This window comes from Saccharicrinis carchari, from assembly GCF_900182605.1.
In the GTDB taxonomy this organism is placed as follows: Bacteria; Bacteroidota; Bacteroidia; order Bacteroidales; family Marinilabiliaceae; genus Saccharicrinis; species Saccharicrinis carchari.
On the sequence record NZ_FXTB01000006.1, the window covers coordinates 117,667 to 135,175 of the forward strand.

General features: G+C 42.0%; 14 protein-coding genes. 9 read left to right on the forward strand and 5 right to left on the reverse strand.

Going from position 1 to position 17,509, the window contains the following annotated elements:
• Positions 1 to 26: 26 nt before the first annotated feature.
• A complete protein-coding gene (locus tag FN809_RS12070; protein ID WP_142533787.1) occupies positions 27 to 236 on the reverse strand; it encodes a hypothetical protein in 210 nt (69 codons plus the stop codon).
• Positions 237 to 400: 164 nt separating this feature from the next.
• Positions 401 to 991 (reverse strand): RNA polymerase sigma factor, encoded by a 591-nt coding sequence (locus FN809_RS12075; protein ID WP_142533788.1) that lies wholly within the window; start codon positions 989 to 991, stop codon positions 401 to 403.
• Between the two features lie 450 nt (positions 992 to 1,441).
• Between FN809_RS12075 and asnB the strand changes: the two genes are divergently transcribed.
• Positions 1,442 to 3,028: an asparagine synthase B gene (gene asnB / locus FN809_RS12080; protein WP_142533789.1), complete on the forward strand. Its 1,587-nt coding sequence runs from the start codon at positions 1,442 to 1,444 to the stop codon at positions 3,026 to 3,028.
• 15 nt (positions 3,029 to 3,043) lie between these two features.
• On the opposite strand, the gene FN809_RS12085 is transcribed toward asnB, so the two are convergent.
• From FN809_RS12085 to FN809_RS12095, 3 genes are read right to left on the reverse strand one after another with little or no spacing between them, the layout of a single operon-like run.
• Entirely contained in the window at positions 3,044 to 3,625 is a 582-nt protein-coding gene (locus FN809_RS12085) for a hypothetical protein (RefSeq protein ID WP_142533790.1), read from the reverse strand.
• Positions 3,626 to 3,627: 2 nt separating this feature from the next.
• Positions 3,628 to 4,119: a tetratricopeptide repeat protein gene (locus FN809_RS12090; RefSeq protein ID WP_142533791.1), complete on the reverse strand. Its 492-nt coding sequence runs from the start codon at positions 4,117 to 4,119 to the stop codon at positions 3,628 to 3,630.
• Positions 4,116 to 4,601: a hypothetical protein gene (locus FN809_RS12095; protein ID WP_142533792.1), complete on the reverse strand. Its 486-nt coding sequence runs from the start codon at positions 4,599 to 4,601 to the stop codon at positions 4,116 to 4,118. The genes FN809_RS12090 and FN809_RS12095 overlap by 4 nt, the downstream gene beginning before the upstream one ends.
• 222 nt (positions 4,602 to 4,823) lie before the next feature.
• On the opposite strand from FN809_RS12095, the gene FN809_RS12100 reads away from it, so the two are divergent.
• The 8 genes from FN809_RS12100 (at position 4,824) to FN809_RS12135 (ending at position 17,411) form a co-directional block, all read left to right on the forward strand.
• A complete protein-coding gene (locus tag FN809_RS12100) occupies positions 4,824 to 5,339 on the forward strand; it encodes a KdsC family phosphatase (RefSeq protein WP_142533793.1) in 516 nt (171 codons plus the stop codon).
• A gap of 122 nt (positions 5,340 to 5,461) precedes the next feature.
• Positions 5,462 to 6,406 carry a geranylgeranylglycerol-phosphate geranylgeranyltransferase gene (locus FN809_RS12105; protein WP_246095591.1) on the forward strand — a complete coding sequence of 315 codons (945 nt, stop codon included), beginning with the start codon at positions 5,462 to 5,464 and terminating at the stop codon, positions 6,404 to 6,406.
• Between the two features lie 54 nt (positions 6,407 to 6,460).
• Positions 6,461 to 7,045, forward strand: a complete 585-nt coding sequence (locus tag FN809_RS12110) for a Maf family nucleotide pyrophosphatase (RefSeq protein ID WP_142533794.1) — start codon at positions 6,461 to 6,463, stop codon at positions 7,043 to 7,045.
• Positions 7,046 to 7,701: 656 nt separating this feature from the next.
• Positions 7,702 to 8,982: a MutS-related protein gene (locus FN809_RS12115; protein ID WP_394348167.1), complete on the forward strand. Its 1,281-nt coding sequence runs from the start codon at positions 7,702 to 7,704 to the stop codon at positions 8,980 to 8,982.
• 42 nt (positions 8,983 to 9,024) lie between these two features.
• Complete coding sequence (locus FN809_RS12120; RefSeq protein WP_246095592.1) at positions 9,025 to 12,195, forward strand: glycoside hydrolase family 2 TIM barrel-domain containing protein; 3,171 nt, start codon at positions 9,025 to 9,027, stop codon at positions 12,193 to 12,195.
• Between the two features lie 419 nt (positions 12,196 to 12,614).
• The gene (locus tag FN809_RS12125) at positions 12,615 to 14,765 is read left to right on the forward strand and encodes a S46 family peptidase (RefSeq protein WP_142533796.1); all 2,151 of its coding nucleotides are present in this window, start codon (positions 12,615 to 12,617) and stop codon (positions 14,763 to 14,765) included.
• A gap of 244 nt (positions 14,766 to 15,009) precedes the next feature.
• Positions 15,010 to 16,215, forward strand: coding sequence for an RtcB family protein (locus FN809_RS12130; RefSeq protein WP_142533797.1), 1,206 nt, complete (start codon positions 15,010 to 15,012; stop codon positions 16,213 to 16,215).
• Positions 16,216 to 16,247: 32 nt separating this feature from the next.
• A complete protein-coding gene (locus FN809_RS12135) occupies positions 16,248 to 17,411 on the forward strand; it encodes an iron-containing alcohol dehydrogenase (RefSeq protein ID WP_142533798.1) in 1,164 nt (387 codons plus the stop codon).
• The last annotated feature ends 98 nt before the right edge of the window (positions 17,412 to 17,509 follow it).

Below are 17,509 nucleotides of genomic sequence, written 5' to 3' on the forward strand. Positions count from 1 at the left end.
AATTAAAAACCCCTCGTAGTATTAATTCAATTCATACCAAACCTGTACAATTTGGAATTATTTTGCAAAGGCGAAACATGATTTTTTGAATAACCGAGTACAAGGTCGATTATGTGTTGCGGTGGATTGAGATTTTCATCATCGAAAAAACTGTCGGGTAATTTCTCGAAAAAATCAATTAAAGCCAAACTGTATTCTTCCAGCTTGGCTAAATCCTGGGTAACATTTGAATTCATAGGCGTTTTTTTCACTATGTACAATTTAAACAACTGTAGTTTTCGATACAAATGCCCATTGACCATCAATGCAAAAACGATCAAAACATTACATTTAAATATCGGTATCTAATCTTTAACACACAGTTAAAAAACGCCGAATATTTTCAATTATTGCAAAAAAATTAAATTGTTAGCGAAATATTTTTCTCTTCAACCATTGTGCGCATATTTATTAGCGCATATCGCATCCTGCCAAGGGCTGTATTTATGCTCACTCCGGTTTCTTCGGCAATCTCTTTAAAGCTAAGCCCCATAAAATGTCTGAGCCTGACTACTTCCTTTTGATTGTCGGGCAGTAGCTCCAGCAGTTCGCTTACGTCGTTTAAAATTTGCGTGTACACCATTTTATCCTCTACCGTAGCATCGGCATATTTTGTAGAGTTAAGCAAATCGTATTCGTTGTCGTCGTTGGACACCACCTTCATATGCTTTTGCTTGCGGTAAAAATCGATGACCAAATTATGGGCAATACGCATCACCCACGACGGAAACCTTCCGTTATCGACGTATTTACCTCTTTTCAGATTTTGAATCACCTTAATAAAAGTATCCTGAAATATGTCTTCGGCCAGTTCCTGCTGTTTTACCAGCATTAGTATGTAGGAGTAAATTTTATTCTTATGCCTGTCTATGAGAACTTGCAAACATTTCTCATCGCCTGATATAAAAGCTTGAACCAAGCTGTTATCGGGCATTTTTTGAATGCTCTTCATGCTTAAGTAATTTTTAATTAAGCGTAAATATTTGCAATAGGCATTTGTTTTTTAGAATGGTTAATCAAATCACATTTAGTGACATGCAAAAAAACAAAAAAAATCAATTACAAACAAATGAAGTGTATTCTTTCTGAATACCAAATACAAAACTATGATGCATACTCTGCCGAGTAGGCGTTTGCAAGCACAACATCCCTCCAATCAAATCAATATTAGTCCAAAAAATCGGCTACCCAGACTGTTGCTGAAGCTTTGAAAAAAATCTACTTACCTATAAATAAACCCATCCTTAAAGTATCAAACAGATAGCAAATACCGCATTATTATTACTATTTATCTTTTTTTATTGCATTTTTATTATATTTCCATATCTTTATCCCGATATTTGTTACATATCAAAACTAAAGAAACACAATTAATAACTATTCTAATTCAAACAAGAAGCCTATGTGCGGATTTGCAGTTTATACCGGAAGCGATAAGATGGACAAAATTTTGTTTGCCAGTGAGTTCAACAGAATCAAATACAGAGGACCGGATAATTCAGTGTTCAGAGACTTTGGAAAACAAGGCTGGATGGGATTTCATCGTTTAAGCATAATGGATGTGTCGAACAATGGAAACCAGCCTCTTGAATACCAAAACATCCATTTGGTGTGTAATGGTGAAGTATACAACTCTCCCCAACTGCGTAAAAAGTACGAAGATCACTATCATTTTATGTCGACCAGTGATTGTGAAGTAATTATCCCCTTATTTTTAGATAAAGGGATTAAGGAGACCGTGTGTGCGTTGGATGCTGAATTTGTATTTGTAATTTACGATTCAGCAGAAAACAAATACTTTGCAGCCCGCGATCCTATTGGTATCCGACCATTGTTTTACGGTTATTCAGCCACAGGGGATATCCTATTTTCCAGCGAAATGAAAACATTACATTCGTTCTGTCAGGAGATAAAACCATTTCCTCCCGGACATTATTACGATGGCGAAGAGTTTATTTGCTACCGTGATATCTCAAAAGTAGAAACCTTTGCCCACCACAAGCTGAACGAAATATTCCGTAACATCAACGAAAAATTGACACGGGGGATTGAAAAACGACTTCATGCCGACGTTCCGGTTGGTTTCCTTTGCAGCGGTGGGCTGGATTCTAGCTTAGTATGCGCAGTAGCTGCCAAAATGCTGAAGTGCCCTATTAAAACATTTGCCATAGGCATAGAAGATGACCCCATAGATACTAAATATGCACGCATCGTAGCCGATTATTTGGGGGCCGATCATACCGAAGTACTGTTTACAAAACAAGATATTTTTGATAACCTCAGTACTTTAATATATAACATCGAAACCTGGGACATAACAACCATCAGGGCTTCCGTGGGCATGTATCTTATTTGTAAATACATCAGCGAAAACACCGACGTAAAAGTATTAATGACGGGCGAAATTGCAGATGAAATTTTCGGTTACAAATATACCGACTTCGCCCCCAGTCCAGCTGCTTTTCAGAAGGAAGCCGAAAAACGTCTGAACGAAATCCATCAATACGATGTACTGCGTGCCGACCGATGCATATCGTCATGTGGTCTGGAAGCCCGCGTACCTTTTGGCGACCTCGACTTTGTGGATTACGTAATGCGCATAGCACCCGAAATTAAAATGAACAATACCGGCATAGGAAAATACCTGTTACGTAAAGCTTTTGAAGATGATTATTTACCGCAGGAAATCCTATATCGGCAAAAAGCGGCTTTTTCGGATGCCGTTGGGCACAGTTGCGTGGATCACTTAAAAGCCTGTGCCGAAGAAATGTACAGCTATCCCGACCTTGCTAATGCCGCAGAAAAATATCCCCACGGCACTCCCTTCTCCAAAGAATCACTGATGTACCGCGATATTTTTGAGATGCACTTCCCCGGAAGATCAGGTCTTATCAAAAACTTTTGGATGCCTAACAAGGAATGGGAAAACTGCAACGTGAATGACCCCAGCGCACGGGTACTGCCTAACTATGGAGCTAGCGGAGTGTGATAACCACTGATTATTTTATACCGTATCGGGCAAAAACTCCATCCACAGCTCTTCCGATTGTACAATATTTATTTGCTGTGGTTTAGAGGTAATATACCATTCCACCTCTATAACAAAGCTGTACCATTGTGGCTCCGAAGATGTTAATTCGATCACATAAGCCTCTACCTCATCCTTTTCAAAAGCATGCGGCTGAGGCTTTGGGCCAAATTTCTTAGCTCTTACATCGTAATTCTTTTCATGGGGCTTAAGTACAACCTTGTACGTATATTGGGGTATGGGGGCGGCTGTTTCAACTTGTTTTTGTTTTTCGCATGGACCATTACCTTGTACCTTGAGCCACATTTGGGTCATCACGGCCTTTCCGCCACTCGCATTAACAAGGTTAAATTTTATTTCCCCGGCATTGCTCCAGGGTGGGGGTTGATTAGTTTTCATTCCGGCAAACTCAAGCCTGGGTATAAGGGCCTTCTTACCCTTATTACTTTTCACCCAGGGCCGCAATATACCTACTACACCACCTATAAGTGTAATAAGTGCCGCTAAAGCAGCCATAACACCGGTTTTACTGTTCAAAAAATCCAGAACACTTTCCATCCTTAATTGTTTTTTAATATGGCCTGCGCCATTTCTTTTTTGCCTTGATAAAGGTAAACACTTGATAGGTACCTGCCTATTACTTTATCATCGGGATCACTTTCATTTAAATGCGCGAATAGCTTTTCTGCCTTCTGGTAATCTTTCTGATTATACGCTTCTTTTGCATCGTTAAAAGCTTGCTTGTTACTATTGCTGTAAAGAATTATATTTTCCCTTACCGGCTCTTCCGGAATCAAATCCCACATTCGGGTAACTTCTGCCGGGTTTAATAAATCAATAAGGGTATTACTTGTTTGATCCAGTAACACAGACGATCCATCTGCGAGCCGCACCCGTAAAAAAGTATGCCACACCTTGTTGACGGTACCCATTTGAACAGCAGTAATAAAATGTGTCATATTATAACTTATCTCCTCGCCGGCTCGGTCAAATGCTTCGGCCTCTTGAGACGATATCCGTTTTTTATAGCGCTCACGCAATTCACCTATCATCTCACCATACAAATCTTCGGCCTCCGATTCGGAATATTGGTTTTGGGTGGGTATGTTATAAATCCCTTTTTTTTGTTGCTTTGATTATAAGAATTTACAATGGCCTGATAAGTATGCTCATTGAATGCTTTTGATATTCTGGGCTCAACTTCCAGAATATACCTGTAAAAATCCTTATTTTCCCTTATCTCATCAAACAGTTCGTCATCGTTCATCTCAAACTCCAAGCCACGAAGTTTTAATACATGTTCCAGGTTATTTAAAAACAAAGCATCGTTCATAACCCTGGCATTTTCCTTTCGTTCGGGGGGAACGCTTATTTCCATCCAGTCCATCTCGGCAAATAGGGAGGGGTGGATATTTTCAATAAAATTATTCAGCGCCATATCGTAGCTTGCCTGGCTATCGGCATACATCAACCCCTTTATTATGCCCACATTAATGGCTCTCTCCCTGGCCGGATACAAACTGGCTCGTTTCATAAATCAATTATTAAATGGTTAACTCCCCGTTAAAAACAGGCAGAGAATTTACTATATGGCTTAAGGTAATAAAACCCTGATTAAATTACGGCATTAAAATGGGTCTGAAAAAATGGTTTTGGTACGAGCCCTTTATTTACACTTAATAATTTACGCTCCTTTAATAGGTAAGCAATGGTTTTATCGTTGTATTTTGTAAATTCGCAACAAACTACATAATACATGAGTAATTTTAAAGAAGACCTAATGAAGGTGAAAGCTTTTGCCTTTGACGTAGATGGGGTTTTGTCTGCCCAGATTATAACCATGGATGCCGAAGGAATCCCTTTACGCACCATTAACATAAAGGACGGCTATGCCTTGCAACTGGCCATTAAACTAGGCTATCCTATAGCCATTATCACCGGCGGGAATACCGAAGCAGTAAAAAAACGTTACCATCAACTGGGCATTGAAGATATATACATGAGTGCTTCGGAAAAAATACCCCCATTGAACAAATGGTTAAAAAAACGAAATCTGAAACCCGAAGAGGTGATGTATATGGGCGACGACCTACCTGATTATCCGGTTATGGATATTGTTGGAGCTCCGGTTTGTCCGGCAGATGCCGTTGAAGAAATCAAGTCGCTCTGCAAATACATCAGTCATAAAAACGGCGGCGAGGGTTGTGCACGCGATGTCATTGAACAGGTTCTCCGGGCACATGGTAAGTGGGGCTTTGATCATCGCTGGTGAACAGTTATCAGTGAACAGTTATCAGTGAACAGTTATCAGTGAACAGTTATCAGGTATCAGTTACCAGGTAAAAACTTACTCTTGATAATTTGTGCTATATCAACAATCAAACACCAAAAAACATGATATCATTATTACGATTAGTACGTTTACCTAATCTAATTATCATTGCCCTGCTGCAAAGTTTAATTAGGTATGGACTCATCCTTCCTATTTTAAATTATTATGGCTACGATCCGGTGTTGTCCCATTTCCGGTTTGGGTTGTTGGTATTGGCTACTGCCTGTCTGGCGGCATCGGGATATGTAATTAATGATTACTTCGACATTAAAATCGACCGCCTGAACCGTCCGCAAAAAATGGTTATCGACAATGGATTAAAAAGGCGTGAGGCCATGTTTTTACATGTCATCCTCACCTTTGTAGGCGTATTTACAGGTCTGTTCCTCTCGTATGTAGCACGCAAAGAAACCTGGGCACTGTTATTTTTAGCCATACCCTTAATTCTATGGTACTACTCCACCACCTTTAAAAAACAAGGTTTTATTGGCAACTTGGTAGTTTCCGGTTTAACGGCTTTGGTGACCATAGTGGTGGTTTCCTTAGAGTTTGCCATGTTGGAACGCGTTCACGGAAGTGCTGTTATTAACTCCGAAGCTTGCTCTACGGCTTGGTTCTGGACGCTGGGTTTTGCTTTTTTTGCCTTTGTAACAACGCTAATCCGGGAAGTGGTAAAAGATATGGAAGATTTGTACGGCGACGAAAAAGGAGGCTGCCGTACCCTGCCCATTGAAATAGGAATTAAATATGCCAAAATATTCGTTCTCATACTTACATGTGGCACCCTATCGTCGATCTGGGGGCTTTATTTTTATATTGATATACTAAACAACTCTTCCGTTACGCTGTGGTACATCCTATGCCTGATTACCCTGCCCTTTTTATGGTCTACGTACCTGCTGTTTAAATCGGATACCCCTAAAGCCTATCACCGCTTAAGTACGTGGTATAAGCTTATTATGCTGGCAGGCATATTATTCATCCTGGTAGCGAGACAGTTATTCTGATTTTAAACTAATTCGCATTCAACCAATAGTTTTAACTTGCCGAATATAAACCGCATGCTTCAAAACCATTTAAAACATTACCAAATCATATTAGCCTCCCAATCACCCCGGCGTGCCGAGCTCTTAAAGCAGCTGGGTTTGGATTTTAGCTTGGACTGCAAGAGTGTTGAGGAGATATACCCCAAAGGCCTAAAAAACAAAGAAATAGCAATATACCTCTCCCAATTAAAAGCATCGCCCTTTCAAAAAGAAGTGCGCAACACCAACAAATTGGTCATTACTTCCGATACAATCGTTTGCCTGGGCAATGAAGTGCTCGGGAAGCCTACAGATAGAAATGATGCCATTAACATGCTCAAAAAACTATCCGGAAAATTACACGAGGTAATTACGGGCGTAAGCCTGACGAGCAGTAACAAACAAAAATCCTTCGCAGTGGCTACCCAGGTATTTTTTAAAACGCTACCCATTACAGAGATAGAATATTATGTAGATAATTTTGAGCCCTACGATAAAGCAGGCGCTTATGGCATTCAGGAGTGGATAGGCATGACGGGCATCGAAAAAATTGAAGGCTCCTATTTTAACGTGGTAGGGCTACCGCTGCAAAAATTATACATGGAATTGATGAAGTTTTAGCGGAAGTTGAAACCTTCACGAATCGTAGTTAAATGCCAAAGTGAAGATTGGCTATCGTATTTTAGGTAAATAAAAAAATAATGATCATCTATCAGAAAAATATCGACAAGTACAATGCTCTTACATTACGCTTAAAAAAGGTATTGAATAGATTATCTTTACTTAGACTACTTATTTTTGTAATTTCAAGTAGTATTATTATCACTTTGTTTAGTGTCCATTTAATTACGCCCGCGTTTATTGTTCTCCCTATTCTAATAATAAGTTTCGCTTTTGCTATAAAACAGTATAACAAAATAGCTTACTTAAGAAAACATGCATCCTTCCTGAATAGAATAAATGAATCCGAAATCCTCAGAGAAAAATGTGAGCTGGACGACTTTGATACAGGCCATCAATTTATAAATCATAATCATCCCTACACCGCTGATTTAGATATTTTCGGGCAGCATTCCATTTTTCAATTGATTAACAGAACAACCACGGAGTCGGGCAGGATACGTTTATCGGAATGGCTAATGGAGCCTGCATCAAATAATGTAATACTAAACAGACAAAAAGCCATAAAAGAAATATCTGAAAAATTGGATTGGAGGCAGGATTTTCAGGCTTTGGGCATGCACTTTAAAAATAAAAAAAGTGACTATTATAAATTGTTGGATTGGGTAGAAAAACCTGTGGTTTTATTAAAACATCAAAAATCATATATAGCGCTTGCAATAATCCTTTCGGTTCTGACTTTGCTTAGTTTATATTTTTACACGATTAATATAAGCTCATCCTACTGGCCAATTTATTTACTTTCCGTTATCACTGTTTTACTTTTCAACTACATATTCTTAAGAAAAGCAAAACCACTGGCGGAGGATATCGTTGAAACCTCACAAGAGCATATTAACACTTTTAGAGCTTATCAATCGCTTATCCAAAAAATAGAATGCGCGAGTTTCAAGTCGGAGAAATTAGCACAATTAAAATCACTGGTATCCAATGATACCTACTCAGCATCCAGAGAAATTAAAAAGCTTTGCAAATTATTAGACTTCTCTCAGCAAAGAGGTGTAAATAAGATAAAGATTCCGATCAAAGGAAATCCCTTTTATTCACTCTTTAACAGTTTTCTACTAATAGATATTTACTTGGTTATTGGGACAGAAAAATGGAAATCGAAAAATAAAACATATTTAAAATCTTGGGCCGAAGCAGTTAGTGAGTTTGAAGTAATAAATAGTTTTGCAGGTTTTTGCTATTCAAACCCATCATATACTTTCCCGGAGATAACAGAAAAAAACAACTACGTACATTTTGAGTTGTTAGGACATCCCTTAATAGATGCTGACAAACGTGTTGGTAATGATTTTCACTCCGAAGGACAGGGTAAAGTTGTTATGATAACAGGTTCTAACATGGGAGGGAAAAGTACTTTATTAAGAACCGTTGGCGTAAACCTAGTATTGGCACTGGCCGGTGCGCCTTGCTGTGCTCAATTAGGGCAGGTTTCGAACCTGAAAGTATTTACAAGTATGCGAACCCAGGATAATTTGAAGGAGGGAGTTTCGTCCTTTTACGCAGAATTGGATAGAATAGAAAAAATGCTGACATTGATAGGTAATAATTGCAATGTATTTTTTCTGTTGGATGAGATGTTTAAAGGTACCAACTCAAAAGATAGACATAAAGGAAGCTTTTCCTTGATTAATCAATTTAATGAGCTCCCTACGTCAGGAATTATTGCAACACACGATATTGAACTTGCCAAATTAATGGAGCATAAAAAATGGGTTGTAAATTATAGCTTTAACAGTAATATTAAGGATAATTCAATGATTTTCAACTACGAACTCAATCCCGGTATTTGCACTGATTTTAACGCTAGTGAACTTATGAAAAAGAGCGGAATAAAAATTATACCAAATATTTCAGGTGTACAGCCTTAATTAGCATTATTTCATCACATTAGTTATCTAAATAAAAATAAAATGAACAGTCAAATGCGTCAAATCAAAAATTACGGCATGGCCTTGCTCCTGTTGGTCTTTATGTCTTGCACCAACTACAACTCCTACGAGGACGTGCCCTGGGAGGAAAAATCCCCCGCCGACTGGGAAAACCCTGCGGTAAGCGAAATTAACCGGATGGCGCCCAGGGCCTATTTTATCCCCTTTGCCAATGCGCAAGAGGTGGATGCCGATAACATCTGGGGCTCGTCGCTCATAAAGTCTTTGAACGGGGAATGGCGGTTCCATATCGCCCAAAACCCCTCAGAGCGTCCCTTCTATTTTTTTATGGACGATTTTGACACACGCGAATGGACAACCATAAAAGTACCGGCCAACTGGGAGTGCGAGGGTTTTGAATACCCCATTTATACCAATGTAAAATATCCGCACGCCAAAACACCGCCCACCATCCAGGCTCATTATAACCCCGTGGGGTCCTATAAACGCAGCTTTACCATCCCCGAAAACTGGACAGGCAAGGATGTGATCCTTCATTTTGGAGCAGCCGGTTCTGCCGTGTATGTTTGGGTTAACGAGCAGCAGGTGGGCTATTTCGAGGACAGCAAAACACCGTCGGAATTTAATATCACCTCCTATTTGAAAGATGGCGAAAACACCCTGGCCGTCGAAATATTTAAGTGGAGCGATGCCTCCTATCTCGAAGATCAGGATTTTTGGCGTTTGGCGGGCATCACGCGCGATGTGTTTTTAATGGCCCGCAACCCCGTTCATATTAAAGATTTTAGGGTAAACGCTACCCTGAGCGACGACTACAACACCGGCTTGTTTAAGGTAGATGTGGATGTAGCTACACCCGGACAGGCCAAAGTGAAGGCCGTACTGAAGGACGGCAGCCAGGTATTACAAACCATGATCATCAGCACCAGCCAACAGGCGGTAGGCGAATGTAGTGTAACCGAGGTAAAAAAATGGACTGCCGAAACACCCCACTTATACGAATTACTCATCACCCTGATGGACGAAAACGACCAGGTGCTGGAGGTTGTTCGTCAGGATGTAGGTTTCCGAAAAATAGAAATTAAGGACGCCACCCTGTTGGTAAACGGACAATACGTGTACCTAAAAGGTGTAAACCTGCACGAGCACCACGATGTGAACGGGCATGTGGTGGATGAGGCTACCATGCTAAAAGATATTGAGGTGATGAAGAGCCACAACGTGAATGCAGTACGCACGGCCCATTATCCACAGCCCGAACGCTGGTATGAGCTGTGCAACCGTTACGGCCTCTATGTTATCGACGAGGCCAATATCGAATCGCACGGCATGGGCTACGGCGAAGAATCCCTGGCCAAGGATCCCGATTGGAAAGAGGCGCATTTGTATCGCACCCGCAATATGTACCAACGCGATAAAAATCAACCGTCCGTTATTATCTGGTCCCTGGGCAACGAGGCCGGCGACGGGGTAAATTTTAATGCCACCTACGATTATCTCAAAGCAATGGACAGCTCGCGCCCCGTGCAATACGAAAGGGCCGGTAACGGACGCAATACCGACCTCATGGTTCCCATGTATGCGAGGATAGGCAGCATGTTGAACTATGCCAAAAACGTGGCCGAAAAACCTTACATACAATGTGAATATGCCCACGCCATGGGCAACAGCCTGGGTAACTTTAAGGACTACTGGGACGCCATCGAGTCGGAAAAAAACCTGCAAGGCGGGTTTATCTGGGACTGGGTGGACCAAGGCCTGCTGACCACCAACGAAAACGGTGAGGAGTTTTGGGCCTACGGTGGCGACTTCGGCCCCGACACGGTGCCCAGCGACGGTAACTTCTGCATCAACGGACTGGTAAATCCCGACAGGGGCATCAAGCCGCACCTGTTAGAAATGAAAAAAGTGTACCAGTACATCAAGTTCAAGCCCGTTAACCTGGACAGGGGTATTGTAAACATCCAAAATAAATACGCTTTTATCAATACCGATAAATTCGATTTTACCTACCAGGTAAAAGGAAACGGCAAAGTAGTGAAGGAAGGTGCTATCAATGGCGTATCCTTGAATCCGGACCAGCATAAAAACTTCAATCTGGACGTAAACTTTGATCCGGAACCCAATACCGAGTACTTTTTAAATATCTATGCCAAACTGAAAGAAGCAGAATGGCGGGTGGATGCCGGTACGGAACTGGCCAAAGAGCAGTTTAAACTGCCCGTTTACAAACAACTTGCCCAGGTAGCCCCCAAGGCCGAGGATTTAACCGTTGAAGAAAAGGGTGGAAAAACGAGCATTGGCAATACGGCTTTTAAAGTAGTGTTTGACAACGACAAAGGTACATTGATATCTTTTATTACGGATGGCAGGGAAATGATCGAGCAAGGGCTCACGCCCAATTTTTGGAGGGCGCCCATCGACAATGATTTTGGCAACAAACTGGACCAACGGGCCCGGGCATGGCGCAAGGCAGGGCAGGAAAGAAAGGTAACCGCAGCCAAAACCATATCTACGCCCCAAAGCGTAAACGTAAGCTATAATTTTGAGTATGCCTACAAAGGGGACCAAATAGGAACGGGAAAGGTAGTTTATACCGTTGACAGAACAGGAAAGGTGCAGGTATTCAATGAGCTGAAGATAACCGGGAAAGATGCGCCCGAACCTGTGCGCATGGGCACCAACCTGGTAATGCCGGGCAGCTACGACCAAATGACCTGGCTGGGCCGCGGTCCGCACGAATCATACATCGACCGCAAAACCAGTGCCTTTGTTGATTTGTATTCAGGCCCGGTGGCCGATCAGTACTTTCCATATATCCGTCCGCAGGAAAACGGCAATAAAACCGATGTGCGCTGGGTGAGCATCACCGACGGAAACGGCTTTGGCCTTAAATTCACGGGCAAGCGTCTATTGGAAGTATCGGCCCACCACAACATTATGGAGGACTTTGAATCGCCGCACCGTACCGATGGCCGCCAGGTTGAAGGCGTGCCGGTGATAAACAGGCACACCACCGACGTGAAGTCCCGCGAGCTTACCTCGGTAAATATCGACCACAAACAAATGGGCGTGGGCGGCGACAACAGCTGGGGTGCATGGACGCATGAGAAATACAGGTTGACCGATAAAAACTATACGTACAGCTTTACCATTAGCCCGGTAACTGGCATGGTACAAGCAAGTAATTAGGCGCTGCTTACCCATTCATCCTGCCTGAAAATTAAACAGGTGGCAGGCATGGAATGAATTTTTCAGGCATTACCCTTCGATATTTCGGAAGGTAGTGCCTGATTTTATTTATTTGGATGCTCAAAAAAACCTGAACCCACAACACATTGAATTTCCTTTAAACTTCTTTTTTTTTGTATTCTTTGCGTGTATCTTTACGTTCTTTGCGTAAAACCTCGCAGCTCGAAAGTAGATCTAAAAACCAACGCACCAATGATTACATGGTATAAACATACAGGAGAATTGATAAATCGGCCAGACCAATGATTATAAAAAAATCGTCCGACGCCAAAAGCAATTCCTTTCTGCTTAGGCAGAACAAATTGTGTTAGCAGTCTCTTATCTCCAGTCTTATAATTTTTCATCTAATTTATACACATATGAAAAAACTGATCACTTTACTGATTTTATCGGCCATCATCATTTTGCCGCTACATGCCAAAGAAGGGATGTGGATTCCCATGTTGCTCAAAAAATACAATATCGAAGAAATGCAGCAAATGGGCTTTAAGCTTACTGCCGAAGATATTTACAGCGTAAACCAGGCCAGCATGAAAGACGCTATCGTTATTTTTGGCGGTGGATGTACCGGCGAGCTCATCTCCGACAATGGCCTCCTCATTACCAACCACCACTGTGGGTATGGCCAAATACAAAAGCACAGTTCCGTGGAACACGATTACCTCACCAATGGTTTCTGGGCGCAGGATCCATCACAGGAACTGCCCAATGAAGGCCTGTCGGTTACTTTTTTAAAACGGATGGAAGATGTGACCGATAGGGTGCTTGAGGGCCTGAGCGACGACATGGAGGGAAAGGCCGACAGTATCCGGAAAAATATAAATGCCATAATCAAAGAGGCCACCGATGGTACGCATTTTACCGCTAATGTAAAACCGTTTTTTGGCGGTAACCAATATTTTTTATCCGTAAACGAAGTATTCAACGATGTTCGTCTGGTAGGTGCCCCACCATCGGCCATAGGCAAATTTGGCGGCGATACAGATAACTGGATGTGGCCCCGCCATACGGGTGATTTTTCCTTGTTCAGGATTTATGCCGACAAAGACAATAAACCCGCAGCCTACTCGGAAGATAATGTGCCCTACAAACCATTAAAGCATTTTCCTATTTCGCTAAAAGGTGTCGAAGAAGGTGATTTCACCATGGTGTTCGGCTATCCCGGTTCCACGGAACAATATGCCCCATCGTTTCATTTAAAGATGATTACCCAACAGGTGAACCCCGCCTTGATTGACATGCGTACCCAAAAGTTACAAATAATAAAAAAATACCAGAACCAGGATCCTGCCGTCAGAATACAATATGCCTCCAAGGCAGCGCGTATATCCAACAGTTGGAAACGCTGGAAAGGCGAAATAAGCGGACTGGAAAAGTTAAACGCCATCGAAAAAAAGGAAAAATACGAAAAAGGATTTCAAAACTGGGCGGATAACATTGCTCCAGAATACTCCTCCTTGCTAAACGATTACAAAGCGGTTTATAACTCCTATGACGACTACCGCTTAGCCTACAATTATATCCTGGAAGCATTGGTACGCAACGGCATGGAAACAGTGCAGATGGCCGGGAGGTTTAATCGTTTGAAAGAGGCCTGCCAAAAGGATACGGTAAACATTGAGCAAATCAATAGATTAAAAAAAGAGTTGGCTAAACAACTCGATAATTTCTTTAAAGATTACTATCAGCCCATCGATAAGGAAGTTAGCACTGCCGTTTTGCGTATTTATAAAGAAAGGGTGAACCCCGAGTTCCATCCCGATATTTATCAGCTAATAGATAAAAAGTATAAGGGTGATATAAACCGTTATGTAGATGCCCTATTTACAAAAACGATATTCGACGATAAAAATGCAAGCATGGAACTGGCCGCTAATTTTTCGGCTAAAAGTATTAAGAAGCTGCAAAAAGACCCCACCTATATTTTGTTCAGTAGCTTTAGGGATGTACTTGAAAACAAGGTGGCAAAGCCCTATGCCGAGTTGAGCCAAAAAATAAAGGAGCTCGATAAAAAATATATGGCTGCACAAATGGCTTATCAGCCGGATGCCGTGTTTTATCCCGACGCCAATTTTACCTTACGGGTATCCTATGGCCAGGTAAAAGGCTACGAACCGCGCGATGGGGTGGTCTTTAAAAACTACACCACGCTGGATGGTATCATGGAAAAAGACAATCCGGATGTGTACGATTATCGTGTTCCCGAAAAGCTCAAGGAACTCTATGCACAAAAACATTTTGGGATGTACGAAACAAACGGAACCGTACCTGTGTGTTTTGTGGCCACCAACCATACCACCGGAGGTAATTCGGGCAGTCCGGTGGTGAATGCCCATGGCCACCTGGTGGGCATCAACTTCGACCGTGCCTGGGAAGGCGTGATGAGCGATATGATGTTCAATCCGGAGCAATGCCGCAATATCAGTCTCGACATGCGCTATGTGCTATTTTTGATTGATAAATTTGCCGGAGCCAACTATCTGTTGGAAGAAATGACTTTGTTAAAATAGTATCAACGGTACGTTTCGCTTGGATATCCAAAATTTCGCTCCAAGCGAAACCTTACCGCACTAATATTTTTTTAAAATAAAAGCTGGGAGCAAATACCTTTGTTGCTGCTAATGGGAATATCCGGAGGTTATAAGAAAACCGCAAATCATCCACTAACCTCGTAAGCATAAAAATGCTTTACGATGGGGTATTCCTATTACTAAGCCGATACTTATTGATTTGTAAATTTTCTACTTTTATGTTATGAAACCGACCAACACCATCGTAAACAACAAAGGTATTGAAACCTTAATTTTTGCCCACACATTTGAGAGCGAAGCATTTGATCAGGTAAAAAAGCTGGCAAACTTTGAAGCATATCAGAGTTCCAAAATACGCATTATGCCCGATGCCCACGCAGGTAAGGGATGTACCGTAGGAACTACAATGACCATAAGGGATAAGGTAACGCCCAATTTGGTGGGCGTTGATATCGGTTGCGGGATGCTCACCATTAGGCTGAATGACAAAAAAATGGATTTCGCTCAACTCGACGAGATTATCAAAGCTAAGGTACCCAGTGGTTTTAATGTACACAAAAAAGCAATAAACAACTTTGATTTATCGAGTTTACGCTGCGCATCAAAAGTGGATGTCAAACGGGCTATGCTTTCTATTGGTACACTGGGGGGCGGAAACCACTTTATTGAAGTAGGCCTATCTGCAAAGGACGAGTTGTTTTTGATTATACACTCGGGCAGCCGGAAACTGGGGGCCGACGTGTGTAAGTATTATCAGAACCAAGCCATAGCACAGGCCATTGAACGACTCCCTGATGTGGACGAGCTGATAGAAAAGCGCAAGGCTGATAACAGAGAAAAAGAAATTTCGAAAGAAATAAAAAAACTTAAAAAAAGCAGACGCAAAAGTCCTGTTCCACATAAAGACCTGGCGTATCTCGAAGGGCAGGGTTTCTCCGATTATATGAATGACATGGCTATTGTTCAGCAGTTTGCCACACTCAATCGCCAAACCATGGCCAAAACAATCATTGCCGAAATGGGACTGTCCGAAGCAAACCGCTTTGAGACCATTCACAACTACATCGACTTTAAACGCATGATATTACGCAAAGGCGCCGTTAGTGCCGAAAAAGGAGAAACGCTGCTCATCCCCATTAACATGCGCGATGGCTCCTTACTGTGTATAGGAAAGGGCAATAAAGACTGGAATTACTCGGCACCACATGGGGCCGGGCGTTTAATGAGCCGAAGAAAAGCCAGGGAAAATATTGAACTGGATGATTTTGCAAAAGCAATGAAAGGTGTTTATACAACATCGATAGCATCTGAAACATTGGATGAAGCACCACAAGCATACAAGTCGTTGGACGAGATAAAATCGACTATTACAGACACCGTTGAAATTGTGGGGAGGATAAAACCAATGTACAATTTTAAAGCCAAATAATTATTTTTAAAGTATTATCAACATATAACAACATGAAGAATTTCAACTTTCAGGCCGGTACAAAAATCCTTTTTGGAAAAAATAAAATCAATGAATTGGCAAACGAAGTACTGCGACACAGCAATCGGGTTTTAATCACCTACGGACAAGGATCTGTTGTAAAGAGCGGCTTGCTGGATACGATTAAAAGCAAGCTTATCGAAAAGGAAATCCATATTGAGGAGCTTTCTGGCATACAGCCCAACCCCCGGCTGACAAGTGTACGAGAAGGCATTAAAATATGCAGAGATAAAAATATAGGTTTGATTTTGGCTGTTGGCGGAGGCAGTATCATTGATGCCAGCAAAGCTATTGCGGCGGGATTTGCCTACGATGGCGACGTGTGGGATTTCTGCACCCGAAAGGCCACGCCTGCAGATGCCCTTCCATTGGGCGCTGTACTCACCCTATCGGCCACAGGATCCGAAATGAACGGTTCGGCCGTTATTACCAACGAGCGTACACAGGAAAAACTACCTATGGGAAGCGACTTATTACGCCCCCAATTTTCCATCTTAGACCCGGTTTATACTTATACCGTCAACAAGTGGCAAACGGCAGCCGGAACGGCAGATATCATGAGCCATCTGTTCGAGAACTATTTTACACCCGATTCAGGTACCGACCTCCAGGACGGCATTGCAGAAGCTATACTGAAAACATGTATTAAATATGGCCCTATTGCTATTCAAGAGCCCCGAAATTACGAAGCCAGAGCCAACCTGATGTGGGCATCGAGCCTGGCACTGAATGGGCTTACCGGTACAGGTAAATTAATTGGCGATTGGGCAACCCACACGATAGAACACGAGTTAAGCGCCATGTACGATTTGACGCATGGTGTTGGCTTGGCCATACTGTTCCCTTATTGGATGAAATTTGTGCTAAACGAACGAAATGCCTTTAAGTTTGTTCGTCTGGGTAAGCATGTGTTTGGTATCGAAGATGAGAATCCCATGGTCGCAGCCAACAAAACCATTGATGCCATCCGCGATTTTTTTGTTTCACTGGGTATGCCATCAAAATTGTCGGAGGTAGATATTCCGGATACGCATTTTACCGAAATGGGTAAAAAGGCATGTCAGTTTGGACCTATCGGATATTTTTGCAGACTCAATGATGCAGCTGTTACGCAGATACTGGAAATGAGCAAGTAGGGTTAGGTTCAAACTACCCACCCTGATTCGTAATTTGGATTAACCAAACAGCTTTGTAACTGACTCCGGTTATCTGGTAAAGCTATTATTAAAGTATG